Genomic DNA, 24,442 nt, shown 5'->3' on the forward strand with positions numbered 1-24,442 from the left:
TCGAGGGTCAGAGCCTGTCCGCCCGTCTCCTCGATGAGCCGTGTGGTCTCCCACGGGGTGTCCGGGGACCGGTCGGCGAGGGCGACGCGGGCGCCCGCGCGGGCGAAGGCTTCGCCACACCCGCCCGCTTCCCGCACGCCGACGAGGTCGTGGTCGACTGGCCCCACCGCTACCTGTCACGGACGGCCGTGGACTCTCGCAGCGCCGTCTGCGTCCTCACCCACGACGCCAAGTTCGACATCCCCCTGCTCCGGCTCGCACTCGACCTACCGGTCGCCTACATCGGCGCGATGGGATCCCGACGCACCCACGACGAACGCCTGCGCCTCCTGAAGGAAGCGGGCCTCACCGATGAGCAGTTGGCTCGGCTGCGCTCCCCGATCGGCCTCGACCTCGGCGCCCGTACGCCCGAGGAGACGGCGGTCTCCATCACCGCGGAGATCGTCGCCTCCGGCAACGCTGCAAGTGGCCTGCCCCTGTCTGACCTGTCCGGTCGAATCCACCAGGTCCACCCGGTCCACTCGGAACGGGAACGCGCGGCGAGGGCCGTTCACTGAGCACCGACTGACCGCTCGGTGCCAGGCAAGGGCCGGTGCACTGGGGACTTCATTGCCTCACACGCACCCTGGCCGGAGCACATGACCAGACCAGGGCCGCCCCGACGTCCGGCGAATACCCAGGTGAGCCACCCACTTCGACGGCCGATTCAAGCGGGACACAAGGCGCGGTATCCCTACGCCTCGGTCTCCGCCTCGGCCCTTAGGTACCGACCCCAGACCTGGGCCTTGTAATAGGGACCGGCCCCGTCGCAGTCGTACTGCGGCGCGTCAAAGGTCACCCAGTACAACAGCTCGCCGCTGAGCGACTGGGCATGCTCGTTGGGTTCGGGTGCACCCATGGCATCGATCGTTCCAGCAAACTCGGCCTGCCAAGGACCTTCCCAGTCCTGGTCGCGAACGACCGTGACCCGGCTGCCCGCTGCCAGTGCGCCCGCCGGCCACGTCTGGCTCGGTGGAGGACCGAGAATGTGCTCCATCGCCTGGCGCTCCTCCACGTCCGCGGGAACAGGCCCGGAACTGTCTGTCATGCCGCCCACTCTGCCCGTACCACTTCAGGAGCGCCAGAAAATAGAGGACAAGTCAGCACCTGTATGTCCGGGGCGACCCGGTCGGGGGTGAGGCCGATGCGGGCGAGTAGTGCCTTCCGGCCGGAGCCGTCCGCCGGCCAGAGCATCACCCGCCCAGCGATCTCAGCAGGATGTGCCACACCGGCACACGAAGGGGAGCAGAACGGCCGGTGCGCTCACCGGAGATCTGTCCACCCTGATCGTGTCTTCAGCAGCCGGCCATGCGACGGTGCACCGGACGTGTTGAAGGATGTTGACGGAGCCTGCGAGCGACGGCATGATGACCCACTGCGTGGCCTACGCCGAACCTCCCGTGACCGTCCCCAGCGCGGTCTCCTGTCGGAGGCAAAGGGACCAGCGTCTCAGGTCGTTGTCGCAGCCCGATCGCCTCGGGCGAGGTTGCTGGGGAGCCGTCGCTCAAGGCGTGGAAGGCCGCGATGACAGCCCGTAGGAACTTCAAGCAGCAGGTGCGTGCCCGCGCCGCCAAGACCGGTGAGTCCTACACGTCCGCCCTCCGGCACTTCCGTCCGACTCCATCAGGAGACGTCATGTCGGAAGCAAGGAATCCCATGACCGTGCGGCTCGCCGTAGCGCAGACCCTCGTACGCGAAGACCCCCGAGACGTGGAGGCGCTGCGCGACAGCGGGCGTGAGGTCCGTGCTCTGATGCGCGAGGCCAGTGCTCAGGGAGCGAGGATCGTGCACTTCCCGGAAGGCGCGATCTGCTTTCCCAGCAAGTTCGTCATGTCCGTCGACGGCCCGGACGCGGTCGGCCCGGCGGACTGGGACAGGTGCCGGTGGCCGGTACTCCAGTCGGAGTTGGTGGCGATCGCCGAGCTGGCCGGCGAGTTGCAGCTGTGGACGGTGATCCCGTCGGTTCACCGCCTGACCGGCCCGAACCGGCCGCACAACAGCCTCTACGTCATCTCCGATCGCGGCGAGGTCGTCACGCGTTATGACGAGCGCCTGCTGTCGAAGACGAAGGTCTCGTACATGTACTCCCCGGGTGTCTCACCGGTGACCTTCGAGGTCGACGGTGTGCGCTTCGGCTGCCTGCTCGGCATGGAGATCCATTATCCGGAGTTGTTCGCGGAGTACGAGCGGCTGGACGTCGACTGCGTGCTGCTCTCCACCAGCGGCACGCCGGGCAACATCACCGCCCAAGCCCAGGTCCAAGGCCACGCCGCGTTCAACAGCTACTGGGTCAGCCTGTCGGGGCCGGCGCAGGACAGCGTCACCGCACCGACCGGAATCGTCGCTCCCAACGGCGACTGGCTTGCGCGGTGCCTCGCGGACGGTTCCCCATCGGTGGCCGTCGTGAACCTCGACGACACTTCCGAGGCCGCCGTCGGTGCGGTGACCTACGCGCGTCCCTGGCGTCGTGAGTCGCGCTCGGGCCTCTACACCGAGCACCAGGTGAGCGACCCTCGCAGCGAGGACCGGACCGCGGCCTTCTAGCTCAGAGGCGGAATCCGAGGGGTTCGCGCGTACGGAATGGCTCCGGGCGCGCGACCCCCTCGGGTTCCTTGCCACACCGGCTCGCGCAGGCCGCGCTCTGGCGAGAATCTGGTGAGTACAGGGTGTCGCTGGGGAGCTCGTGGGGAGAACTGAGCGCGTCACACCGCACGCCCCTCAAGGCGCGGAAAGAGCCGTCCGCACAGTTCAGAGACGACTGGAGTCACCCCAACGCGGGGCAGCGCCACCTGGCAGGCGACTTGCCGGAGCTCTCCTCGTCGTTCCGGCTTGGCGGCGGCCTGCGAGGCCGTGCAGCGGGCGGGCGAGACCTCTCTGCGCGAGGGCGTGTTCGTCGAACGCCGCTTCTCCCCCGGCCTGTTCGCCGGCCGTGACGCCCGTCCGAACGCGTGGGAGCTCTCCTGAGAAGGGTCTTTGCGTCCTTCCGTCCGGGATGGACGTCGAGTGGGTGGAGCCAGGATGGGCCTGGCTCCACCCAGTGGTGGGGGTGTGTCACTGGAACTGTGCGAAGAACCTCCAGATCTCTGCTTTGGTCCAGGTGGTGACGCCGCTTTCGCCGGAGGAGCCGTCGACCGGACCGGGGATGTGGTCTCCGTCGAACGCGGCCCATTGGACCGGGTATCCGGCACGGCAGCCGGAGTAGGCGGTGGTGATGTGTGTCCGGCTGCCCGTCGCGGGCTCGCGCGGGCTCTGGGGGGTGCAGCCGTTGTTGCTGACGAACTTGTCGCGCAGGGACCGGCCTTGCCCGATGTTGAGGACGGAGTCCCTGACGCCGTGGATGCCGAAGTAGGCGATGGGCTGGGTGCCGCCGCTGCATCCGCTGATCTGGGCGCCGGATATGACCGCGACGGCCCTGAAGACGTTCGCCCGGCTGCAGGCGAGTGCGTAGCTCATACCGCCGCCCCAGCTGAATCCCGTGGCGAAACGCTGTGCCGGGTTGACGCAGAGGCCGGCCTCGATTCGCCGGATCATGTCGTCGACGAAGGTGATGTCCTCACCGCCCGAATTGGCCCAGCCGTTGCCGAGGCCCTGGGGGGCGACGAGGATGGCGCCGTTGTTCGACTGTTCCTGTTGGCCGTAGTAGGACCAGGCGTTTCCGCTGGTGCCGCCGGAGGCGACGTCGCCGGCTGTTCCGCCCCGCCAGTGGAACGCGAAGATCAGCCGGTAGGGGCGGCTGTGGTCGTAGTTCGCGGGAACCCTGAGGATGAAGCTGCGGCTCTTGCCGCCGCTCTGAATCGTGTGCGTGCCGCTCGTCAGAGTCGGGGCACTGCCGCATCCGGCAGCACCGCCGCCACCGGACGACAGCTTGATCATCTGCCATTGCTGGTTGGCGCCGGACCAGTCGGTGTACTGGACGACGCTGCCGCCGTCGGCGGTGGAGGCGCCCTGCACCTCCACCGCCTTGTTGCTGGTGCGGTTGATCAGCCGGACGTGGCCCGCGTCGGAGTCGGCCAGGCGGAACTGCTGGTTGGCCCCGTTGTGGTCGGCCCACTGCTGGATGGCGGCACCGTCTGCGGTCGAGGCGCCGGCCACGTCGAGGACCTTGCCCGAGTGCCGGGCCTTGAGGCGGTAGAAGCCGTCGCCGGAGTCCACGAACTGCCACTGCTGGTTGGCCCCGTCGGTGCGCGTCCACTGGCTGACCCGCGTGCCGTCGGCGCTGGACGTACCGGGGACGTCGAGCGCCTTGCCGCTGTTGCGATTGACCAGGACGTACCAGGCATTGGTGTCCACCGTCGCCGCCTCGGCGGGCGCCGGCTTCACCGCTGTGAGCATGCCGATCGCGAGGGTCGCCGCCACCACAGCGGCGATCCGGGACCACCAGCGATGTCTGGGAGGAGGGGCGGGGGAGGCCGCACCGTTGGTCTTCATCGGTTCACCCCATTCGTTTGGGCAGGTCCCATCAGGTGCGGGTCCAGCGTTGGTTGCTGCCGTTCGAGCAGGAGTAGAGCTGGACCTGGGTGCCGTTGGCGGTGCCGCTTGCGACGGCGTCGAGGCAGAGGCCGGACTGGACGCCGACGATGGATCCGTCGGAGTTGAGGCGCCATTTCTGGTTGTCGCCGCTCCAGCAGCTGTAGATCTGGACTTTGGTGCCGTTGCCGGTGCCGGCGGCGTCCAGGCACTTGTTGCCGTAGACCCTGAGCTCGCCGGCGGCGGTGTACGTCCACTGCTGGTTGGTGCCGTTGTTGCAGTCCCACAGTTGGAGCTGGGTGCCGTCGGTGGTGCTGGTGCCGGGCACGTCCAGGCAGCGGCCCGAACCGACGCCCTTGATCGTTCCGGATTCCGAAGGGGCCGTGGTGGAGCCGCCGTTGAGTGCGTTGAGGACGGCGGTGTAGGCGGCCTTCTTGCTGCCGTTGCCGTTGAACAGCAGCGGGGTGTCCCCCGGTCGCCAGGAGTCGGTGTCGCGCACACCCCAGACGGTGATGCCGAGGCAGCGCGGGACGGCCAGGCAGTCGTTGGTCACGCTGGCGTAGGTCGTGGACGAGGCGCCCTGGATGTCGAGTTCGGTGATGGCCACATCGACGCCGAGGGCCGCGAAGTTCTGCAGGGTGGTGCGGAAGTTGCTGTTGTAGGGGCTGCCGCTGTTGAAGTGCGACTGGAAGCCGACGCAGTCGATCGGCACGCCGCGCTGCTTGAAGTCCTTGACCATGGCGTACATGGCCTGGGTCTTGGCCCAGGTCCAGTTCTCGACGTTGTAGTCGTTGTAGCAGAGCTTGGCGGCCGGGTCGGCGGCGCGCGCGGTGCGGAAGGCGACCTCGATCCAGTCGTTGCCGGTGCGCTGCAGGTTGGAGTCACGCCGGGCTCCGGAATTGCCGTCGGCGAAGGCCTCGTTCACGACGTCCCACTGGACGATCTTGCCCTTGTAGTGGGCCATCACGCCGTTGATGTGGCCGATCATCGCCCGGCGCAGCGTGCTGCCGCTGAGGCTCTGCATCCAGCCGGGCTGCTGGGCGTACCAGGCCAGGGTGTGGCCGCGCACCTGCTTGCCGTTCGCCACCGCCCAGTTGTAGACGCGGTCACCGGCGGTGAAGTTGAACTGGCCCCGCTGCGGCTCGGTGGCGTCGATCTTCATTTCGTTCTCGGCCGTCACCATGTTGAACTCACGACTCGCGATCGTCGTGTACGCCGAGTCGCCCAGCCTGCCCGAGGCGATGGCGGTGCCGAAGTAGCGGCCGCTCTGCGCCGCCGCGGCGCCGAGGGTGCTCTCGGCGGCGTGTGCGCTCGGCGGCGCGGTCAGTGCGGCGACCGCGGCGAGGACCGCGGCGACCAGTGTCACCAGCAGGGCGTGGACCTTCCGGCGGACAACGGTTCTGGGAGGGGCGTACGAGCCCATGTCTGTGCCTCCAAGGTAGAAATCAAGGAAGGACTGAAGCGCGGGGGAATGCGGTGTCCGCTCCCACTCGGCAGACGGACGGGGCTGGTCGGCGCCCGGGCGGTGCGGAATCAGCGGGCAGCGCGGTCGTAGAACCGGGACGATCTCAGCCGGATCGGGCGGGGCCGGGTCGGCCGTCGGGGGACGCACGGCCGGCGGCGGCGCTGTTCCGATACAGGCATGGGGCACTCCATCGCAGCTCAGCCGGGGGTTCGCAACGCAGCGTCGCGTACCTCTCCCATGGCGCGAAGAGCACAGGATGCGCTGGTGCGAACCTCACCGGAACGAGAGGGGGTGGCGCAGGTTGCTTATGGCGCGCGGATCTGTCGTGCGGCTATGCGTGGATCTGCCGTGCAGCACAGGTTTGCCCAGGACCGCCATGGTTCGGCATCTCGAACCTTGGCCAGGTTCTTCGACAGGGATGATTGAGGTGTTGACGATGAATCGTCAATACTCTCCGCAGAAGAAGTTTCGGTTCCTCTCCCGAAACTTTCCGGAGCACCGGCGGGTCGGACGGCGACCCCGGCGCCGTCGTCGGCAGATCCCGTAGGGCCGGAGCCCGAGACCACTGCACAGACGCCTCTTGCTCGGCTTCTCCCTCCATGGGCACCTTGGACTGGCGAGCTGTCCTCGCGAACCCCGGAGTGGCGTCGGTCGGCGCGACCACTTGTCGGCCCGGACGCGAGGCGCTGTTTGTGGACAGATCGGCAACAGGCCTTGACCGCAGGGCCCCGCATTCCTAGCTTGTGGCGTCGAAGCATCCGGGAATTCTTCGAAACATTCGAGACTGACCCTGTCCCCCGGCACGTCCTCTCCGCGGTTCATCGGGGTCACCTCACCCGCCCCCCAAAGGAGGCCCCATGATGTGGTTCCGCCACCCATCCCCGGTCCGTCCAAGACGCTTCCTCGCCATCCTTGCGCCCTTCCTGCTCGTGGCGACCTTCCTCGGCGCCCAGCCCGCCGACGCGGCGACCGTCGACCCCAACGCCTCGTATGTGCTGGTCAACCGCAACAGCGGCAAGGCCATGGACGTCTACAACATGGCGACCAACGACGGCGCCCGCATCACCCAGTGGACCAGGAACGACCAGAACCAGCAGCAGTGGCAGTTCGTCGACTCCGGGGACGGCTACTACCGCATCAAATCCCGCCACTCGGGCAAGGTCCTCGACGTCCACAACTGGTCCACCGCGAACGGCGGCTCGATCGTCCAGTGGACCGACCTGAACGCCACCAACCAGCAGTGGCGGCTGGCCGACAGCTCGGACGGCTACGTCAGGTTCATCTCGCGCCACAGCAACAAGGCCCTGGAGGTACAAGGCGCCTCCACCGCCGACAACGCGAACACCGTCCAGTACGACGACTGGGGCGGCACCAACCAGCAGTGGCAGCTCGTCAAGGTCGGCGGCGGCAACTCCGGCCCGTGCGATCTTCCGTCGGCATACCGCTGGGCATCAACGGGCGCGCTGGCGCAGCCCAAGCCGGGATGGGTCTCGCTCAAGGACTTCACCGTCGTCCCCTACAACGGCAGGCAACTCGTCTACGCGACGACGCACGACACGGGGACGAGTTGGGGTTCGATGAACTTCGGCCTGTTCACCAACTGGTCGGATATGGCCTCGGCCAGCCAGAACACGATGTCGTCTTCCACCGTCGCACCCACGCTCTTCTACTTCGCCCCGAAGAACATCTGGGTGCTCGCCTACCAGTGGGGCAGTACCGCCTTCTCCTACCGAACGTCGAGCGACCCGACCAACCCCAACGGCTGGTCCTCACCCCAGGTGCTCTTCTCCGGGAGCATCACCGGCTCCGGTACAGGGCCCATCGACCAGACGCTCATCGCCGACGGGTCGAACATGTACCTGTTCTTCGCCGGCGACAACGGCAAGATCTACCGGGCCAGCATGCCGATCGGGAACTTCCCGGGCAGCTTCGGCTCGACCTACACAACGATCATGAGCGATACGACGAACAACCTGTTCGAAGCCCCGCAGGTCTACAAGCTGCAGGGCCAGAACCGCTACCTCATGATCGTCGAGGCGATCGGTTCGCAGGGCCGCTACTTCCGCTCGTTCACGGCCACCAGCCTGAACGGCTCATGGACACCCCAGGCCGCGACCGAGAGCAATCCCTTCGCCGGCAAGGCCAACAGTGGCGCCACCTGGACCAACGACATCAGCCATGGCGAACTGATCCGCACCAGCGCCGATCAGACCATGACCGTCGATCCCTGCAATCTGCAGTTGCTCTACCAGGGGCGCAGCCCCAGCTCCGGCGGCGACTACGGCCGCCTGCCCTACCGTCCGGGTCTGCTGACACTGCAGCGCTGACGGCGTGACACGAGCCCGGCTCCAGCAGGGAGTCGGCACGGCGGGCTCGGCACAGGCCGAGCCCGCCCGGTCACGCGACCACGTCAGCGCTCATCCGGCGACGGAGCGCGGGGCCGGGCAACACACAGGCCCCAGCCGTGACTTAGAGGTCGCTGACCTGCCTCGTCGGCCGTCCGGGCAAGTGGCGGGCGGCCAACCAGACGATGAGGTCGTGGGCGATGTCGTTGATGCCGGTTGAGGTGGTGTCCTCATGCTCACGGCGGTCGGCATCACGCAGGACGACCTCATAACCGCCCTCATCCCGGACGGCGACCGAGGCAAACCAGAGGGGATCCTCCTGGTCGGGCTGGACGACCACGAAGGTGTTGTCGAAGCCGTTCAGGCCCGCGACGGCCTGGGTCCGAGGGCGGCCTGGTGCCACGGCGCGGCGCTGGCGGTAGTGAGCCCGAACCTCAACAGGACCGCCTTGCGGTCCAGAGTGACGGCGCCGACGTGGCCATGTCGGCACGGCGGATCCCGCACTCGTCCGCGTGCCGGGCCTGGACACCGTCTCTTAGGTCGGTCCGTGAAATCGTCGTGCTCGTGACCGAGTCCTGGATGATCAATGACGACAGCCCTGTCCCTGTGTCATCCGAGGTGGTGCGGGAGGCCCTTCGGTCGAGGATCGACAGCGGGCAGCTTGAGACGTGGCTGACCAGTTCGTCCGGACGGTCCTTGGCCTTCGTGACGAATACCGAGCGCGCGATGGTGATACTGCTCGAAGAAGAGGGCGATCCCGGCGAGCATGCCGTGGACCCCGGAGCCGAGGGGGCGAGCGGCGGGTTCGTCCTGTCCAACGGGCAGCACGACGCGTACCCGGACCAGGACACCGTGCCCGTCGGTGAGGCGTTCGGGCTCGTGGAGCACATCGTTGACACAGGCGCGTGGCCGGCGGACGCGCGCCGGGTGGTCGATCGCTGAGCGGGCTGTCGCCGTGCCCAGATGACCGAGCACCCACCCGTTGTCCACGGCGGCCTTGAGGGGCGCGTCCACCGGAAAAGCTGCCCCACAGCCATGCGAGAGATCTCACCAGCAATGACCGAAAAGCAGCGATTCGATTGCATCCGGTGATCAGGTTCGGTCGCTGCAGACCAGAAGGAAGTATGGGCACGTGTGCGGGGCTCCGACGCGCTGTGATGGCTCTGTTCACCGTATGACATCAGCCGGTTGGGGCCGACATGGACGACACAATCGAAGCCGCGCCCTCGGAGGCGGCCGCTCGGGTGCGCGGGCCGCGCGGTGGCCCAGGACCGAAGGCGATCGCCGGTCGGTCCGGGGAGGCGCTGGAGGCGCCGACGGCTGTGGCGGTGGCGGTGGCGGGGCTGTTGGCCGTGGTGGGGCTGATGGGCTGGTGTTTCGATGTTTCCGTGTTCAAGAGTGTGCTGCCGGGTCAGTCCTCGATGAAGCCGAACACGGCGGTGGCTTTGCTGGTACTCGTCGCCGGGGTCTGTGTACTGGCGCATCCGTCGGCGGGGCGGCGCGCGCGGACTGTGGTGCGGGGCTGTGCCTGTCTGGCCGGCGGTGTGGGCGCACTGACGCTGGTGCAGTACGTACTGGGCACGGATCTGGGGGTGGACCAGGTCCTGTTCCATGATGATGTGCGTGCTGTGGCGACGAACCCGCCGGGCCGGATGGCGCCCAACACCGCGCTGGGGCTCGTGGGGGCGGCGCTGGCGCAGGGGGCCCTGGTATCGGGGCGGCGCCGACTTGTGTGTGCGGGGCAGGTGTTGGCACTGCTGGTCGTGGCGGTGGGGTTGCTGCGCCTGTACGGATTCCTCTACCGCGTGCCCCCGCTGGAGCGCTTTGGCGACTACACCGGCATGGGGTTGCATACGGCGGTGGCGCTGACACTGCTGGGGACAGCTCTGTTCCTGGCCGTGCCCGGCGTCGGACTGGCCCGGCTGCTGTTGGGGAAGGAACCGGCGGCGCTGCTGGGCCGGTGGATGCTGACCGCCACACTGCTGGTACCGCCGGCGCTGGGGTGGCTGCGGTTGCGGGCCCAGGACGCGGGCCTGTTCGGAACTCAGTTGGGGACCGCGGTCCTTGTCACGAGCAATGTCATGGTCTTCACCGCCCTGACCTTCCGGGCCCTGCGCGTCGCGGACCGCCTGCAGGGGGCACGCTCTCGTGCCGAGCGTGCGGCGCGCGAGCACGCCCTGATGCAGGCGGTCGTCGACCACATGCCCGCGGCGGTGTTCCTGCGTGCTCTGGACGGATCGTATCTCGTGGTCAACGAGCGGTTCGAGACGGTCCACGGGGCAAACGACCCACGGGCGCAGCATCTGGCCGCCGGTGACCGGGTGGCCGGGGAACGGGCCGCGGGCATCCAGCGACGCGACGAGCAGGTGGTGGCCGAAGGCACGGCGCTCCAGTTCGAGGAGGCGCTGGGCGAGGAGGGGCGTTGCCACCTGACCACCCTGTTTCCTGTGGCAGACCACATGGACCGCATCTACGCGGTGGGTGGAGTGTCCACCGACATCTCCGACCGGGCACGGATCCAGCGTGAACGAGAGGAGTTGCAGGAGCGGTTTCGCACGCTGCTGGAAGCCGCACCCGATGCCGTGGTCATCGCGGACGCCAGCGGACGGATCGTCTTGGTCAACGCTCAGACCGAGGCGATGTTCGGCTATCCGCGTGCCCAGTTGCTGGACCGTCCGGTGGAGCTCCTGCTCCCCCACTGCCTGCAGCCCCCTCATGCGGACCACGAGGGACAGTTCACCGCCCCTGCGCCGACGCGACTGCTGGGGGGCGGGCCGGTCCTGCACGGGCGACGCAAGGACGGGACCGGATTCCCGGTGGAAACCAGCCTCAGCCCGTTGCAGACCGCCGAGGGCCCGCTGGTCATCGCCTGCATCCGGGATGTCAGCGCCCGGCATCGCGCCGAGCGGCGCCTCAACGAGCTGGCCGCCATGGTGGAATCCAGCGAGGACGCGATGGTGTCGCTGAGTACGGATCGTGTCTTCACCTACTGGAATGCGGCGGCCGAGCGCATCTTCGGATACAGCGCCGAGGAGGCCGTAGGCCGCGGTATCGACCTGTTCCTGCCCACTGACCGACTGGACGCGACCACCGCCCTGTTGCGGCGGCTGGGCCGGGGTGAGCGCGTCGACCACATCGAGACCGTCCTGCGTACCCGGGAAGGCGCCCTACGAGACGCCGACGTCACCCTGTGGCCGCTGCGCGACCCGCAGGGCACCATGGTGGGCATCTCGGCCAGCATCCGGGACATCACCAGCCGCAAACGCGGCGAGGCCGTCCGCCGCCAGCACCAGGAGCGCCAGCGTAAAGTCGCCGCCACCTTCCAGCGCACCCTCATGGCTTTGCCTCCCCAACTCCCCGCGCTGCCCACCACCGTGCGCTACATCCCCGCTTCCAGGGGCGAAGGCATGGGCGGGGACTGGTTCGACCTGATCTCTCTGCCCGACGGCAGACTAGGCATCCTCATCGGCGACGTGATGGGCCGCGGCCTGGAAGCCGCCGCCGTCATGGGCCAACTGCGTCCGGCCGCCCATGCCCTGGCCAAGGCCGGACTGGACCCGCAACATCTCATGCAGGCGCTGGACGCCGCCGTGGAAGACCTCGACGACCAGATCGCCACCTGCTGCTTCCTCACCCTGGACCCCCGCACCCGCGAGCTCACCGCCAGCTGCGCCGGCCACCTACCCATCCTGCTGATCACTCCCAGTCAGGACATCCAGCCACTGCCGATCTCAGGAAGTGTGCCGCTGGGTGTGGGTGGCATCCCCCACACCCAGACCACCCTCACCCTGCCCCCCGGATCCGCACTGGCCCTCTACACCGACGGACTCGTCGAATCCCCCCACCACGACCTCGACACGCGCCTCGACCTGCTGCGCCAGAGCCTGCGTGAGGGACTGAACGCCGGACACGACCCCGAGGAACTCGCCGACCACCTCCTCAAGTCACTCATCCCCGACCTCGATTGCCACGACGACGACGTCACCCTGCTCATCACTCGCCTGCCCACCACCATCGTCACCACCCTGCCCGCCGAACCACAGGCCGTCGGCGCAGGACGCCGCCTCCTGGCCGACACCTGGGACACCTGGGCCTGCCCGGGACCGGACGACACGGCCCGCCTCCTGCTGTCGGAGCTGCTCACCAATGCCGTCCAGCACGGCCAGGGTCCTCTCACCCTGCGGCTGAGCCGCACCCCTTGGGACCTGACCGTCGAAGTCACCGACGCCAGTCCCCTCCTCCCGAGCTCCCGCACACCCGACTCCGACGACGTGTCCGGACGTGGTCTGCTCCTGGTCTCCGCCCTGTCCGACCACTGGGGCACTCGGCCCGACGAAGGCGGCAAGACCGTCTGGTTCACCCTCCGCCTGCCATCGCCGACCCCCCACGATGCCGAGTGAGCCACTCCCCCACCCATAGCCGGTGGACCAGGAAGGAGGCGAGGCCGGAGACCTGAGCGATCACAGCGTCACCGGCCGGCCCACTCCCGTGCCGGCTGTCCGCGGAGCAGCCGCATACGACGTTCTCAGCATGTCGGCCAGGGCGGGCCGCACCGCAGGCGATGTCCGGGGCTCGCATCGCCCGATGGCACCCTGCTCCGGCCCGCTCGGCGACGCCGGTGGCCGGTGGCCGGTGGCCGAGCAGGTGCAAACGCCGTGCAAGAAGATCGAGCAAGTTACGGAGGGCGCTGTCCAACCTGGCGTTCATCGGCCTGGCCGGTGGCGTGCGGACGGCGGCGTGGTCCTGCTCCGCGGACAGGGCGTGAGCGGTGTCGTCATGCTCGTGTCGAAACAACCAGCGGCCCCATCTGCTCGCGATGCGGGACGGCTCGATCACCTCCCCCAGCAGTGCCGGGTGCACCTCGGCGGACCGGCCGTCAACGCCTTGGTCCGCTCCACGGGGCTCAGGAAGACACCCAGGAGCGGAAGGAGCAGTACGCGCACCGGGCCGGTGCCGAAGGTACGTTCTGTCAGCGCGTTCGCGCCTTCGGCCTGCGGCGATGCCGGTATCACGGCCTGGCGGAAGCCCGGCTACACCACCAGCTCACGGTCACGGCGATGACCTTCCAACGCCTCAACGCCTGGTGGACCGACACTCCACGAGTCCGCACACGAACGTCTCTCCTGGCGGCCATAGGGTCCACGACCCAGCACTGCAGTCCTAGGTCCCCAGCCCTCAGCCCGGGCCAACCCAAGATCATCCGCAAGTCCGATGCCCCCCTCTGGAGGCGGGAGCCACCATGCTGGTGGAACCTGCCAAGAGGAGCGCATCATGTCGTACCCGGAATACCTTGAGTACCCGGAAGCCCGCTACCGCGGCGACAAGGGCGCGGTGAACGCGGCCTTCCGCACGGCCGACAGCCCACCGGACATCTCCTCACCCGGCGCCTCTACCCACTACCTCGCCACCAACGAGTCGACCGGCGGCGAATTCGGCCTGTACAAGGTGGAGTTGGGTGCACGGTCCGCTGGGGCCAAGACCCACTTCCACAAGGCGATGTCGGAGTCCTTCTACGTCCTCTCCGGCGAACTGGAGCTGTACAACGGCGAGAAGTGGGTCACGGGCCGCGCGGGCGACTTCCTGTACGTACCGGTCGGCGGCCTGCACGCCTTCAAGAACGTGACCGACGAGCCCGTGTCCATGCTCATGCTCTTCTCCCCAGGCGCCCCACGCGAGGAGTACTTCGAGCGGGTCTCGGAGATGGCGCAGCGCGGTGGCGAAGAGCTCAAGCAGTTTCGCATCCGACACGACAGCTACTTCCTGGAAGACTTCGAGGCCGGGGAGAAGTAGTTCAGGGCCGTTGCAGGGCTACCGCTCCCCCACCGCGATGGCCGCTCCAGGGCGAGCCCGGCCTGTACAAGTTCGCCAACGGTGTCGCGCTGCTCCCGGAGGCAGAAATGCAAAGGGGAGGATGCAAAGGACTGTCCTTCGAAGTCCGTCCAGCCGGGAGTCGCGAAGGCAGTGCGGGGGATCTGCGGTTCCGAGACCGCGCCCACGCCGAGGGGGTGACCGCGGCGTGGGCGCGGTCTCGGCGTCGAAGTGGCCCGAGACCCTCGTGAAGATCACCGGCGAGGCCGAGGAACTCCAGGCGTACTACGGCTCACCGGCCGAGCGCTTCAGGCAGGCTGTGGTCTGATCACATGTCAACCGCCCGCCCCTGGAATACTCCAGCTCGGCGGACTGCCTGCCAGCCCAGACGAGGGAATCGGCCTCATGAACCAACTGCATGCCTACATCGATGCCTGGCGGCGTCACGACATTGCCGGAGTGCTGGCCACGTTGACCGACGACTGCGTGATCACGGAGTGCTACGGGCCGGTCTACCGCGGTCGGCAACGGGTCGAACAGTGGATGCGTACGTGGTTCGATGCCGGTGGTTCGGTCGACGCCTGGGAGATCACCTCACAGGCGACCGCCGGGGAGGCCCTGGTCACCGAATGGACCTTCTCCTGCACCTGGCAGGGAGAGCCTGCCACCTTCCAGGGCGCAACGATCGCCAGGCTCGAAGGGGAGAAGATCGCCTGTCTCCGGGAGTACGCCACCTCGGCGCCGCTCTACGACTGGACGGGCACCTGGCACGACGACACCCACACGCCTTGACGCTTGGCCCATCGGCCCGTTGTGGGGTCTACAAGATCTCGAGGTCCCGGGCGGAACCGGTCCCTCGCCCGCGTAGGTGTCACCCCGTGGCACCGACGGCACGTCGTCCTCGACGAGCGTCAGGCTGGGCCAGGGACCGGCGAGAGTGGCGTCGTCCAGGGTGATGCCGAGATGGTTCAGCACGAGGGCCACCGCAGGTGCCATCCCCACGTCCGCTCCTTCGTGCGCGGCGAGCGCCGTTTCCACCTGATCCCACCAGGGGCCGAGCGGCTCGGACCGGGTGTGCTCGACGCCGGGCTCGAAGTACTCGACACACTCGCCATCACGCCAGTACTGGAAGACGTCGATTCCCTCGGTCGTCGCCAGACTGTACGTCTCCGTACCGCGAGACAACTCCGCGAGCGCTCTGTCCCCAAGGCCGATGCCGCCTTCCTCCTCGACGCAGAAGGCCCATGCACCGATCCTCCCGGACCGCAGCAGCGAGACCATCTCGTCGTCGGAGTCGCCCGAGACCAGGTCAGAGGCTGTGTCCCAGTCCAGCAGGCGTGCCTGGTCCGGGTCGGCCCCGTACCGGGTGAAGACCTCCTCGGGGCTCAGGTCGCGAGTGAAGGTGACGCACATCCAGGCCACCGCCCAGCGAAGCGAATCCATGTCCGCGTCTGCCTTCATGTCCGGCCTCCATCGCTCACTTGTGTACCGCTCGCCGGCCCTGCACGGCCACCGTGTTCCCGGCTGTGCGCGTCGCGCGACGGGGAGCCAGGCTGATGTTGCCTGATGGCCGCGGAGACTATCGCAGCAGGATCATCTGCGGAGCGGTTCGCGTCCGGCCCCGTCCGTAGAGCTGCCGTTTGATCTTCCTGATACGGGTGTACGACGCCCTCGATGCTGCGGAGGGCCTGGCCTCAGATCCGGGCGGCTACGCGCCTGTTCGTCAGCGTGTGGATGCGCAGACGACGCGACGAGTGCGCATCCACAGGTTGCGCAGTCACTCCCACCCGACGTCGACGTGCCCGACCCGGTCAGATGCGCAGCGCGAAGCTGATGCCCGCATGCGCCGGTTCTGGTGTGTGATGTGTGGGGCGGACCGTGGAGAGCGGGGCCCCTCAGACCCTGGGAGTTCTTCCCCGGTCATCGGCCGGGAGGTGGCCCCGGGCGCGGGTGGCATGAGGTGACGTCCTTGTGGGAGTCGGCGATGAGGGGCCGCCTGCAGGACGGACGATCACAGTGGCGCCAACTGCTTCGGACGGAGCTCTGCCACCTGCGCTGTTCGGTGGTTGCCGGGGTGTCAGGGCAGGAGGATTATCTTGCCGGTCTGCCGGTGACTTTCGAGGTACGCGTGGGCTTCGGCGGCGTGTTCCAGGGGGTAGGCGCGGTCGATGATCGGGGTGATCTTCTTGGCTGCCAGTAGTTCCAGGCACAGTTGCTGGTCACGCAGGGTGGCACCGCGCACGCTGGCGATTTTCACCTGCTGGCCGATGAGGGCGAGTGCGTCCAGTTCGAGGCGGGATCCCTGGTCGGTCGGTGTGCCCAGGACGATGACCGTGCCGCCGAGCCGTATGCAGGAAAGGGAGAGCTGGAAGAAGTCGTTGCCGCCGACACAGTCCCAGACGGCGTCGGCTCCCAGGCCGTGTGTCAACTCCCTTACCTGTGCCGGCAGTCGGGGATCGGTGGAGTGCACGATGTGGTCGTAGCCGAGCTTGCTGAGCGCTTCGTCGCGGTCCGGCTTGGTGGTGGTGCCGATGACGGTGGCTCCGCTCAGCTTCGCCAGTTGCGCGCAGGCGATCGCCATGCCGCCGCTGGCGCCGGTGATGACCACCGTGTCGCCGGGGCCGACGGGTGCTTGGCGTGCGCAGTTGAGCGGGGTGGTGTAGGTCCACATGGTGGCCGCGGCGGTCTCGAAGTCGACGCCGCCGGGGATGGGCAGGATGGCGTCCTGGCGTCGCACCACGTACTGGGCGTATCCGCCGAAGACCTGGTGCCCGGGGTAGGCGGTGTCGATGCACAGGTTTTCGAGTCCGCGTACGCACAGGGCACAGTTGCGGCATGGCGGGTGCGGAAGCTGCACCGCCCTGTCGCCGGGGCGCCACCGGGTGACGTTCTCGCCGGTGGCGACGATTTCACCGGCCGCGTCCCGGCCGAGCTGGAACGGCAGGGGCCACGGCGGCCGACCCGGGAGGGGCTGCGGCAGGTTGCCCGCGCGGTAGCGCAGGTCCCAGCTGTTGACGGCCGTGGCGTGCACACGCATCAAGACGTCGTCGGGGCCGACCTCGGGAATCGGTGCCTCGACGTACTGCAGCACCTCGGGTCCGCCGTGTTCGAACAGGCGGACCGCCATCATGGTCTGTTCCACTGTCACGTTCCTTCATGTCGTTAGCAATTCATTGCAGGCTCCACACAGCCGCCCGCACCACCCGTCCCGGGCGACACCATGCACGACCGGATCCCGGCCACACGGCACACCAGGGGCAGACACCGAACGGAACAGCGACCGAGTCCGCCGCACCCGGCGGGCACGCCACGCATCCGCTGCCGTCCCCGCACGGACCGTGCGCAGGTCGGCGGTTCCCTCATGCAGCGCTCACTCGCCGAGCGTGTGTCCAGCGGGATCCCCGGGCCCACGCGTCTCCAGAGGGAGTAGTACGTCGAGCAGGGCGGAACGGTCAGCGTCGTGTGCACCGTCGTCGTCAAGTGCCGCACAGCAGGGTGATCGAAGGCGGGACGAGGAATGCTGCATGACCACCAGGCAACAGCCGCCTCATAAAACCCGTACCACTGAGCGTATGAAGCTTCCATGAAGCCGGGCTCTGTCCGCTGGCGCTCCCTTCTCGCAGGCGTGCGGCACCTCGATCTTCGCGAGCCGCAGAACCTCGGAGCGCCCGAGTTCCTCGTGCAGGATGGTCTTCCCGCCCAGACCGCCCCGTCCTGTGCGGTCGCCGCCGCGGTGGATTCGGGACACGCCGCTGTGTTGGGCAGGTGCGGTGCCACTCCCCCTGTCCTTCACAGGTGTTGAGCGGCTGAAGAGACAGCGCGAGTGCGGGGCGGGCTGGGGCAGCACTGGCAGGGACGGCCTCGATCGCCGAGGTGATCCGAGCGTCTCCGGCCGGGTCCTGCGAGACGCCGGGACTGTCATGCACCGGGGCAGGCTCGCTGCTCGGCGTCCTCGGCGACCGCGATGTGCTTCGTCACCGCCGCATCGGGGCCGATGGGTCAGCGGGTGAGGGGAGGCAGGTCGCCCGCAAAACCGTGATCCTGCGGCAGGCGCAAGGTCATCGTGGCTCCCTTGCCCAGGCCGGCGGATTCCGCGGTGATGTCTCCGCCGTGGGCTCGGGCGATGCCCCGGGCGATGGTCAGACCGATGCCGCTGCCGCCGGCGGCAGCGGGTCGTCCGGGGTTCTCAAGGCGTTCGAAGCGGTGGAAGATGCGCTCCCGGTCGTGTTCGGCGATGCCGATGCCGTCGTCCACGACACGGACGATCACGTGGTGCGCGGGAGACGGTACAGCGTGCACGGAAAACGCCACATGTCCCTGCCGATCGCATGCGGCCAGTGCGTTGCCGAGCAGGTTCACCAGTACCTGGGTGATCCGGTCCGGGTCGCAGACGGTCTCGACGGGTGTGTCGGCGTCAACGACGAGGTTCACCGTCTGGTCGTCGTACTGGGGGCGCAGGCGCTCGGCTGTGTTCCGGGCCAGCATGGCCACGTCGGTGGGCTTGCGGCGAAGATCGAAGGCGCCCTCCTCCGCCCGGGACAGGCTGGAGAGGTCGCCTGCCAGGCGCTGCAGCCGGTCGAGGTCGTCGGCGAGGGAGGCGAACATCGCCTCATCGGGGATGAAGATGCCGTCGGCGATGCCCTCGATCTGGCCGCGAAGGATGGTGATGGGGGTGCGCATCTCGTGGGCGACCTCGGAGATCAGCCGGGCACGGCGGCGCTCGGTGTCGGCGAGGGCCGCCGCCAGCGTGTTGACGTCTTGGACGAGCGCGGCCAGGCCCGGCTCGCTGGGAAGTTCGAGGACGTCGTCGTAGTGTCCCTCGGCGAGCCGGCGCGTGGCGGCGCGCACCCTGTCGAGCGGACGCAGCAGGAACCGGGACAGGGCGAGGGACGCCGGGAAAGCCGCGGCCCCTCCGAAGAGAAGGCCGACCTGCAGGACCACGTCGCCTTCGACGTCGGCGAAACCGAGCCACACCTCGATCAGCGCGCTGATCGCCGCCATCGCCGCCAGGGCCAGGAGGAGCACCATGACGTGCGAGACCACCAGCCGGTTGCGGAGCGACAGACGCTCCTTGATGCGGCGCAGCCGCGCACGAGAGCGGTGGTAGGCCGGGAAGCGGGGGGCGGGCATGGGTGGGTGTCCTTCCTGGCCGCTAGGCGGGGCGCCCGATGAACCGGTAGCCGATGGTGCGGATGGTCCCCACGAACCGGGGTGCGCCCGCGTCGTCGCCCAGCGCGCGACGCAGAGTGCGGATGTGCACGTCCACGACGCGCTCGTCGCCGAAGAAGTCATCGCCCCATACCTGGGCCAGCAGGCCGCGCCGGGTGAAGACCCGCCCGGGGACACGGGCCATCGCGTACAACAGGTCGAAGTCGAGGGCGGACAGCTCCACCGTCCGGTCGGCATCGACCAGCACGGTCCGCGTCACGCGATCGACGGCCAGTCCGTCGAAGCGCAGCACGCCGTCCTCGTCGTCCGCCTCGGACCGGCTGTCGGTGCGCCGCAGGATGGCGCGCACCCGTAGTGCCAGTTCACGGGGGCTGAACGGCTTGGTGACGTAGTCGTCGCTGCCGGTGGTGAAGCCGATCAGCCGGTCGACCTCCTCGTCCCGGGCGGTGAGCATGATCACCGGGATCTGGCTCGCCTCCCGGATGCGGCGCAGGACCTGGAATCCGTCCAGGCCCGGAAGCATCACATCGAGTACCACGAGGTCCGGCCGGTCACGGGTGACGGCCTGCAGGGCGGACGGCCCGTCCGCGGCTTCGACGACGTCGAAGCCGTCCGCCTCCAGGTAGCCGCGCACGGTCATGCGGATCTTGGGCTCGTCATCGACGACCAGAACCCGCTGCGTACTCATCGTGCTCGCTTTCCATCGCCGGGGGGGAAGAGGGAGGGGGAAGGCCGTCATGACCGCGGGGGCAGCGGTGGCATGGGGGCAGGCTTCGAATGCCGCCAGCGTACGGTGTTCTTCGTGGCCGGCGACGTTCTGTGGGCCCGTACAGCCGGCGCCGGCCTTTGCCCAGTGCCCCGTCGGTGTGCTTCGACGGGGCACTGGGCGGCGGGCCGGGCCGGCTGTACGGTCGCGGTTCAGCGGGAGCCGGAGCGGCGGATGCGCGCCTTCAGCTTCGGGAACTGCTCAAGGGCGTTGTCCCGCTCAAGGGCGATCCGCTGGCGCCGGTTGTAGATCTCGTCGACGGTCGGTTCGGGGTCGCCTGTCCTGAGATTCGGCAGGCTGCCCTTGAGGAAGGGCATCGTCTCGGCGTTGTCGGCCGCGTAGAGGTGGCGGGTGGCCGGCCAGTCGCTGCCGAACATGATGTGGTCGTCGGGCACCAGGGACGACAGCGGCTCCAGCTGCGCGGCGGTGAACGCCTGTGCGTTGTCGAAGAACATCCGCTTCATGTACTTGAAGGGGCCTTCCGGCAGTACCTCGTTGAACGGCGGGAAGGCCGAGTGCCGGGTCGCGAGCCGGAAGGCCAGGAACGGCAGTGCCCCGCCGCTGTGCGTGAAGTGCCAGCGGATGTTCGGGTAGTCCCGCAGGACACCGTTGTAGATCAGGCTCGTCATCGCACGCGTCGCGTCGAACGTGTACTCGAAGACGTTGTTGCCGGCCGGGATGTCCGGGCCGAAGCAGAGCTTGGGAGCCGGGTTGTTCTCCGGACCGGTCGGGTGGACGTAGACGTAGGCATGGCGGTCGTTGAGGATCTCGTACAGCGGCGCGAACGAAGGATCCCCCAGGTAGACGCCCTTGTAGTTGGTGAGCAGGCAGATGCCGTCGAGGTCCAGTTCACCGAGCGCCCGGTCCACCTCGGCCACCGAGCCGTCGATGTCGGGCATCGGGGTGACCGCGAAGATCCCGAACCGGTCACCGCGGGTCTGCACGAGGTTGTGGGCGTAGTTGTTGACCGCGCGGGCGGTGGCGCGCCGGTCGTCGACCGGGCCGACCGTGACCTGGAGGTCGCCGAACGACAGAACGCTGGCCTGGATCCGGTACTGGTCCATGAAGGCCACGTGCCGCTCGACCGACCACGGACCGTACGCCCCGGTGATGGCGCCGAGGAGGCCGTAGCGCTGCAGGTAGTCGTTGTACACGTCGGGCGAGTAGTGCGCGTGGGTGTCGATACGCCAGTTGCCCTTCGGCAGCCCCGAACCGGACGCTGCCGCCTCCGGACTGGCTATGGCAGACGGCACCGTGACCGCCGCCCCCGTGACGAGCGCCGCGGCCGATGTCGCTTCGATCATCCTTCGACGCGAGATGTTCCGTCGCAGGTTCATTTCCGGTTCCCCTCTTCGTTCTGTGTGCGAGTCAGGTCATATGTGCGTGCGCCACGGCCCCGTCGCCCGGGCCGGGCAGTGCCTGCACAGGACGGCGTTGGTGCCCGCCGTCCTGGAGATCGCTCTCTCCTCGGGTGGGCGTGCGCACGGCCCATGTCGATCCAGGAGCCATGGCGGCCAAGTCGCTCCTCGGCCACGCCAGTTGCCACCAGCAGGGCGATCCAGCGCTCAGGCGTGGGGCCCCCGTGGCGCCGTTATGGCCGCGTCGGCCGACAGTCGGCAGCGGAGTGGGCCGGCGGACAACGCCGCCGCCCCCACCCAGGTGAGGGGGCCGTTGGTTTCGTCATGCAGCGTGTCGTCGCCGGCCTTCTGCCCGGCGGGGTCCACGTGCGTGGCCGACCCCAGGGCAGGGAACTCGCCGATCACGACAGACCGTGACGGCACGGTGCCAACCGTCGGAGTCAGGTGCCGCACAGCAGGGTGATCAACGTTGTCCACCGGCGGGACGAGGAGTACGTGCATGACCGCAAGACAACAGCGGGCCCATAAAGCACCTACCACTCAGCGCATGAAGCTTCCATGAAGCCGAGCGCGGGGCCGGCGCCCGCGCGTTCGAGAGCTTCGTACCGGTGTCGGGCGTCGCTCAGGTCGGTGGTCGATCACGCCGGCTCGGTCGGCCAAAGGGTCGGCGAGCACATCCGGGGGCACCTGACGGCGCTGCACACGCGGACGCAGGCAGCGGGGCGGCCGGCAGCCTTGCCGGGTGGACGGGAGCGCCCGGCAGCAAGGCGTCGAGGCTCGCTCGGCAGCGGTGGCGTTGACGGGTCGACCTGAGTCCGGTTCGTTGCCCGAACGCGGTCGTTCCCTCTGTCAGGACTTTTCGGTGACTACTGCCGGGAGGGGTCCTGCGGTGCGTCGGCGGGCTGCAGCGTGGTGATCCACTGGGTCACGACGGCGTCGATGAAGGCGTCGGTGACCTGGCCGCGGTCGAGGAAGAGGCGGGCGAGGACGGGCCCGTACAGCAGGGTGAACTCGTCGTCGCTGATCTGGATGCCCGACGGCTCCAGCAGCCTGTTGAAGCCGACGTAGCGGTCTTCGCCGATGCGGACGAGCGCCCTCGCGCTGTCGGGATCGTGGTCGGCCTGGGCGGTGACGGCCAGGGCCGCGGCTCGCACGGCCGGCACGCTGACGCCGGCGCGCAGGCTCTTGAGCCAGGCGGTGGCCACGTCACGCACGTCGCTGCCCGGTTCGGGGTAGGTGCCGAGGTCGGGGCCTTCGAGGACGAGGTCGAAGAGCAGCGCGGCCCGGGTGGGCCAGTGCCGGTAGAGGGTCTGGCGGGTGACGTCCGACCGCTCGGCCAGCAGGGCGTAGGTCAGCCCGGCCGGTCCCACCTGAGGCAGCAGTTCCCGCGCGACGGCCAGTACGCGATTGCGGGTGCGCTGCACACGCGGGTTGCCCGGGGTCGGCTGGCGGCGGTGGAGGGGCTGCTTCATGTCGCCACCCTACCGGCACATCATACGGGGCGTGTGATTGACGTCACAGGTGCTAATCATACGCACTGTGTGATAGACCTATGGAAGCAATCACACGCACTGGATGATTCTCGTGTGTCGGCGCATTCGAAAGGCAGCAAGCCATGTCAGCTCGCAACCTGATCGCACCCACGTTCACCCGCACTCGCCTCGGCTCCGGCCCCGGCCTGCTCCTCGCCCACGGCGCCGGCAGCAGCCTGGCCGGCACCTACGGCCCCGTGCTGGAAGGGCTCGCCGCCCGCCACACCGTCGTCGGCATCGACTACCCCGGCAGCGGCGAGACCCCCCGCTCCACGACCCCGCTGTCCGTCGACGACCTCGCCGACGAGCTCGTCGCCGCCGCCGACGCGGAAGGCCTCGACCACTTCGCCGTGTCCGGCTACTCCCTCGGCGGCCCGGTCGCCATTCGCGCCGCCGCCCGTCACCCCGAGCGCGTCACCGCGCTCGTCCTGACCGCCGCCTTCTCGCACCGCGACAACCGGCTCGCTCTCGCCTCCTCGGTCTGGAGCAAGCTCGCCGCGTCCGGCGACCGCGAACTGCTCGCCGAGTTCCAGCTCATGATGGCCCTCGGCACCCAGGCGCTGGAGTCGATGCCGGCCGAGCAACTGCGCCAGACCCTCGGCTATGTCGCCGCCGGCGCGGCCGACGGCAGCTCCGAGCAGACCGACCTCGTCGGCCAGGTCGACGTCCGGGACGACCTCGCCGACATCAAGGTCCCCACCCTGGTCATCTCGACCACCGACGACCGGCTCACCTCCATCGCCCTGCACCGCCAGCTCGCCGAGAGCATCCCCGGCGCCCAGCTCGCGGAAATCGCCACCGGCCACCTGCCGATGCTGGAGCGGACCGAGGAGTGGCTGCAGCTCATGACCGACTTCCTCGGCAAGCACAACGCCTGAACGCACGCCGCGGGAGGGGCCACGCGGCGGTCACCGGCGTAGCCCCTCCCGCGGACCGCCCACTGATCACGACTCACCAACAGGCGGACGGGCCGCCTCCCGGTCCCGGATCACTTGATCCCCTGTGGATCGGTAGACCCGCTTCCGCCTCGATTTCCTGGAGAAATCATGCTCAAGTTCGGCCAGCTCGACGAGTCCACCCACGTCCACGACCAGCAGAAGGAGAAGGTCGGCCCGGTCACCGTCATCAACACGTTGGTCGCCCCGGAAGGCAAGGAGGACGAAGTGGTGGCCGCCTGGACGGCCGACGCGGAGTACCTGAAGAAGTCGGGGAGCCTCCTCTCCGTGCAGCTGTACCGGGGCATCGGTGGCAGCCGGCAGTTCACCAACATCGCGGTCTGGAAATCCACCGAACACCTCCGTGCAGCGCTCGGCATGCCGGAGTTCGCCTCCTACGTGGAGGGCTACCCTGACGGCACCGTCGCCTACCCGCACCTTTACCAGAAGCTCGCTGTCGAGGGCGTCTGCGCAGGGGAGTGATGGCGATACCCGGGACTGTTTCCCCGGGTACCGCCATCGGGCCGGCAGGGCCGCTTCGACTCCCTGCGGGGAAGC

18 protein-coding genes and 3 pseudogenes are annotated in these 24,442 nt (G+C 68.6%); 11 read left to right on the forward strand and 10 right to left on the reverse strand.

Features of this window, described 5'->3' with window-relative positions; genetic code table 11:
* Window positions 1–110: 110 nt before the first annotated feature.
* A pseudogene (locus tag ACZ5VD_RS30230) lies at window positions 111–557 on the forward strand (XdhC family protein); the annotation flags it as partial.
* Window positions 558–733: 176 nt separating this feature from the next.
* Here ACZ5VD_RS30230 and ACZ5VD_RS30235 read toward each other — a convergent pair.
* A complete protein-coding gene (locus ACZ5VD_RS30235) occupies window positions 734–1,087 on the reverse strand; it encodes a ferrous iron transport protein A (protein WP_468683892.1) in 354 nt (117 codons plus the stop codon).
* A gap of 476 nt (window positions 1,088–1,563) precedes the next feature.
* Here ACZ5VD_RS30235 and ACZ5VD_RS30240 point away from each other — a divergent pair, with 476 nt between their 5' ends.
* Window positions 1,564–2,583 carry a carbon-nitrogen hydrolase family protein gene (locus tag ACZ5VD_RS30240; RefSeq protein ID WP_468683894.1) on the forward strand — a complete coding sequence of 340 codons (1,020 nt, stop codon included), beginning with the start codon at window positions 1,564–1,566 and terminating at the stop codon, window positions 2,581–2,583.
* 285 nt (window positions 2,584–2,868) lie between these two features.
* Window positions 2,869–3,003, forward strand: a complete 135-nt coding sequence (locus ACZ5VD_RS30245) for a hypothetical protein (RefSeq protein WP_468683895.1) — start codon at window positions 2,869–2,871, stop codon at window positions 3,001–3,003.
* 87 nt (window positions 3,004–3,090) lie between these two features.
* Here ACZ5VD_RS30245 and ACZ5VD_RS30250 read toward each other — a convergent pair whose 3' ends face one another.
* Window positions 3,091–4,398, reverse strand: a complete 1,308-nt coding sequence (locus ACZ5VD_RS30250) for an RICIN domain-containing protein (RefSeq protein ID WP_468684003.1) — start codon at window positions 4,396–4,398, stop codon at window positions 3,091–3,093.
* A gap of 100 nt (window positions 4,399–4,498) precedes the next feature.
* Window positions 4,499–5,929: an endo-1,4-beta-xylanase gene (locus ACZ5VD_RS30255; RefSeq protein ID WP_468683896.1), complete on the reverse strand. Its 1,431-nt coding sequence runs from the start codon at window positions 5,927–5,929 to the stop codon at window positions 4,499–4,501.
* Between the two features lie 902 nt (window positions 5,930–6,831).
* Between ACZ5VD_RS30255 and ACZ5VD_RS30260 the strand changes: the two genes are divergently transcribed.
* Entirely contained in the window at window positions 6,832–8,298 is a 1,467-nt protein-coding gene (locus ACZ5VD_RS30260; protein WP_468551822.1) for a non-reducing end alpha-L-arabinofuranosidase family hydrolase, read from the forward strand.
* Window positions 8,299–8,440: 142 nt separating this feature from the next.
* On the opposite strand, the pseudogene ACZ5VD_RS30265 reads toward ACZ5VD_RS30260, so the two are convergent.
* A pseudogene (locus ACZ5VD_RS30265) lies at window positions 8,441–8,680 on the reverse strand (hypothetical protein); the annotation flags it as partial.
* A gap of 200 nt (window positions 8,681–8,880) precedes the next feature.
* Between ACZ5VD_RS30265 and ACZ5VD_RS30270 the strand changes: the two are divergent.
* From ACZ5VD_RS30270 to ACZ5VD_RS30290, 5 genes are all read left to right on the forward strand, one after another.
* A complete protein-coding gene (locus tag ACZ5VD_RS30270) occupies window positions 8,881–9,258 on the forward strand; it encodes a hypothetical protein (protein ID WP_468551677.1) in 378 nt (125 codons plus the stop codon).
* Between the two features lie 257 nt (window positions 9,259–9,515).
* A complete protein-coding gene (locus ACZ5VD_RS30275) occupies window positions 9,516–12,716 on the forward strand; it encodes a SpoIIE family protein phosphatase (RefSeq protein WP_468683897.1) in 3,201 nt (1,066 codons plus the stop codon).
* A 447-nt stretch (window positions 12,717–13,163) separates the two neighbouring features.
* Window positions 13,164–13,610 carry a transposase gene (locus ACZ5VD_RS30280; RefSeq protein ID WP_468683898.1) on the forward strand — a complete coding sequence of 149 codons (447 nt, stop codon included), beginning with the start codon at window positions 13,164–13,166 and terminating at the stop codon, window positions 13,608–13,610.
* A complete protein-coding gene (locus ACZ5VD_RS30285) occupies window positions 13,588–14,106 on the forward strand; it encodes a cupin domain-containing protein (RefSeq protein WP_468683900.1) in 519 nt (172 codons plus the stop codon). The genes ACZ5VD_RS30280 and ACZ5VD_RS30285 overlap by 23 nt, the downstream gene beginning before the upstream one ends.
* 423 nt (window positions 14,107–14,529) lie before the next feature.
* On the forward strand, window positions 14,530–14,916 hold the full coding sequence (locus tag ACZ5VD_RS30290; protein ID WP_468551674.1) for a nuclear transport factor 2 family protein: 387 nt from the start codon (window positions 14,530–14,532) through the stop codon (window positions 14,914–14,916).
* Window positions 14,917–15,198: 282 nt separating this feature from the next.
* Here the strand turns inward: ACZ5VD_RS30290 and ACZ5VD_RS30295 are convergent.
* The 6 genes and pseudogenes from ACZ5VD_RS30295 to ACZ5VD_RS30320 form a co-directional block, all read right to left on the reverse strand.
* Window positions 15,199–15,585, reverse strand: a pseudogene (locus ACZ5VD_RS30295) (DUF6461 domain-containing protein); the annotation flags it as partial.
* Between the two features lie 616 nt (window positions 15,586–16,201).
* Complete coding sequence (locus tag ACZ5VD_RS30300) at window positions 16,202–17,266, reverse strand: quinone oxidoreductase family protein (RefSeq protein ID WP_468683902.1); 1,065 nt, start codon at window positions 17,264–17,266, stop codon at window positions 16,202–16,204.
* Window positions 17,267–18,123: 857 nt separating this feature from the next.
* Window positions 18,124–19,254, reverse strand: coding sequence for a sensor histidine kinase (locus ACZ5VD_RS30305; protein WP_468683903.1), 1,131 nt, complete (start codon window positions 19,252–19,254; stop codon window positions 18,124–18,126).
* A 22-nt stretch (window positions 19,255–19,276) separates the two neighbouring features.
* Window positions 19,277–19,981 (reverse strand): response regulator, encoded by a 705-nt coding sequence (locus tag ACZ5VD_RS30310; RefSeq protein WP_468551670.1) that lies wholly within the window; start codon window positions 19,979–19,981, stop codon window positions 19,277–19,279.
* 230 nt (window positions 19,982–20,211) lie between these two features.
* Window positions 20,212–21,363 (reverse strand): amidohydrolase family protein, encoded by a 1,152-nt coding sequence (locus ACZ5VD_RS30315; protein WP_468551669.1) that lies wholly within the window; start codon window positions 21,361–21,363, stop codon window positions 20,212–20,214.
* A gap of 920 nt (window positions 21,364–22,283) precedes the next feature.
* Window positions 22,284–22,889, reverse strand: a complete 606-nt coding sequence (locus ACZ5VD_RS30320; RefSeq protein WP_468551668.1) for a TetR/AcrR family transcriptional regulator — start codon at window positions 22,887–22,889, stop codon at window positions 22,284–22,286.
* A 143-nt stretch (window positions 22,890–23,032) separates the two neighbouring features.
* Between ACZ5VD_RS30320 and ACZ5VD_RS30325 the strand changes: the two genes are divergently transcribed.
* Together ACZ5VD_RS30325 and ACZ5VD_RS30330 are read left to right on the forward strand one after the other, a co-directional pair.
* The gene (locus tag ACZ5VD_RS30325; RefSeq protein ID WP_468683904.1) at window positions 23,033–23,827 is read left to right on the forward strand and encodes an alpha/beta fold hydrolase; all 795 of its coding nucleotides are present in this window, start codon (window positions 23,033–23,035) and stop codon (window positions 23,825–23,827) included.
* A 168-nt stretch (window positions 23,828–23,995) separates the two neighbouring features.
* Window positions 23,996–24,367, forward strand: coding sequence for an antibiotic biosynthesis monooxygenase family protein (locus ACZ5VD_RS30330; protein ID WP_468551666.1), 372 nt, complete (start codon window positions 23,996–23,998; stop codon window positions 24,365–24,367).
* Window positions 24,368–24,442 lie beyond the last annotated feature (75 nt).

The sequence above is a fragment of the Streptomyces sp. NPDC032822 genome (genome assembly GCF_055578825.1).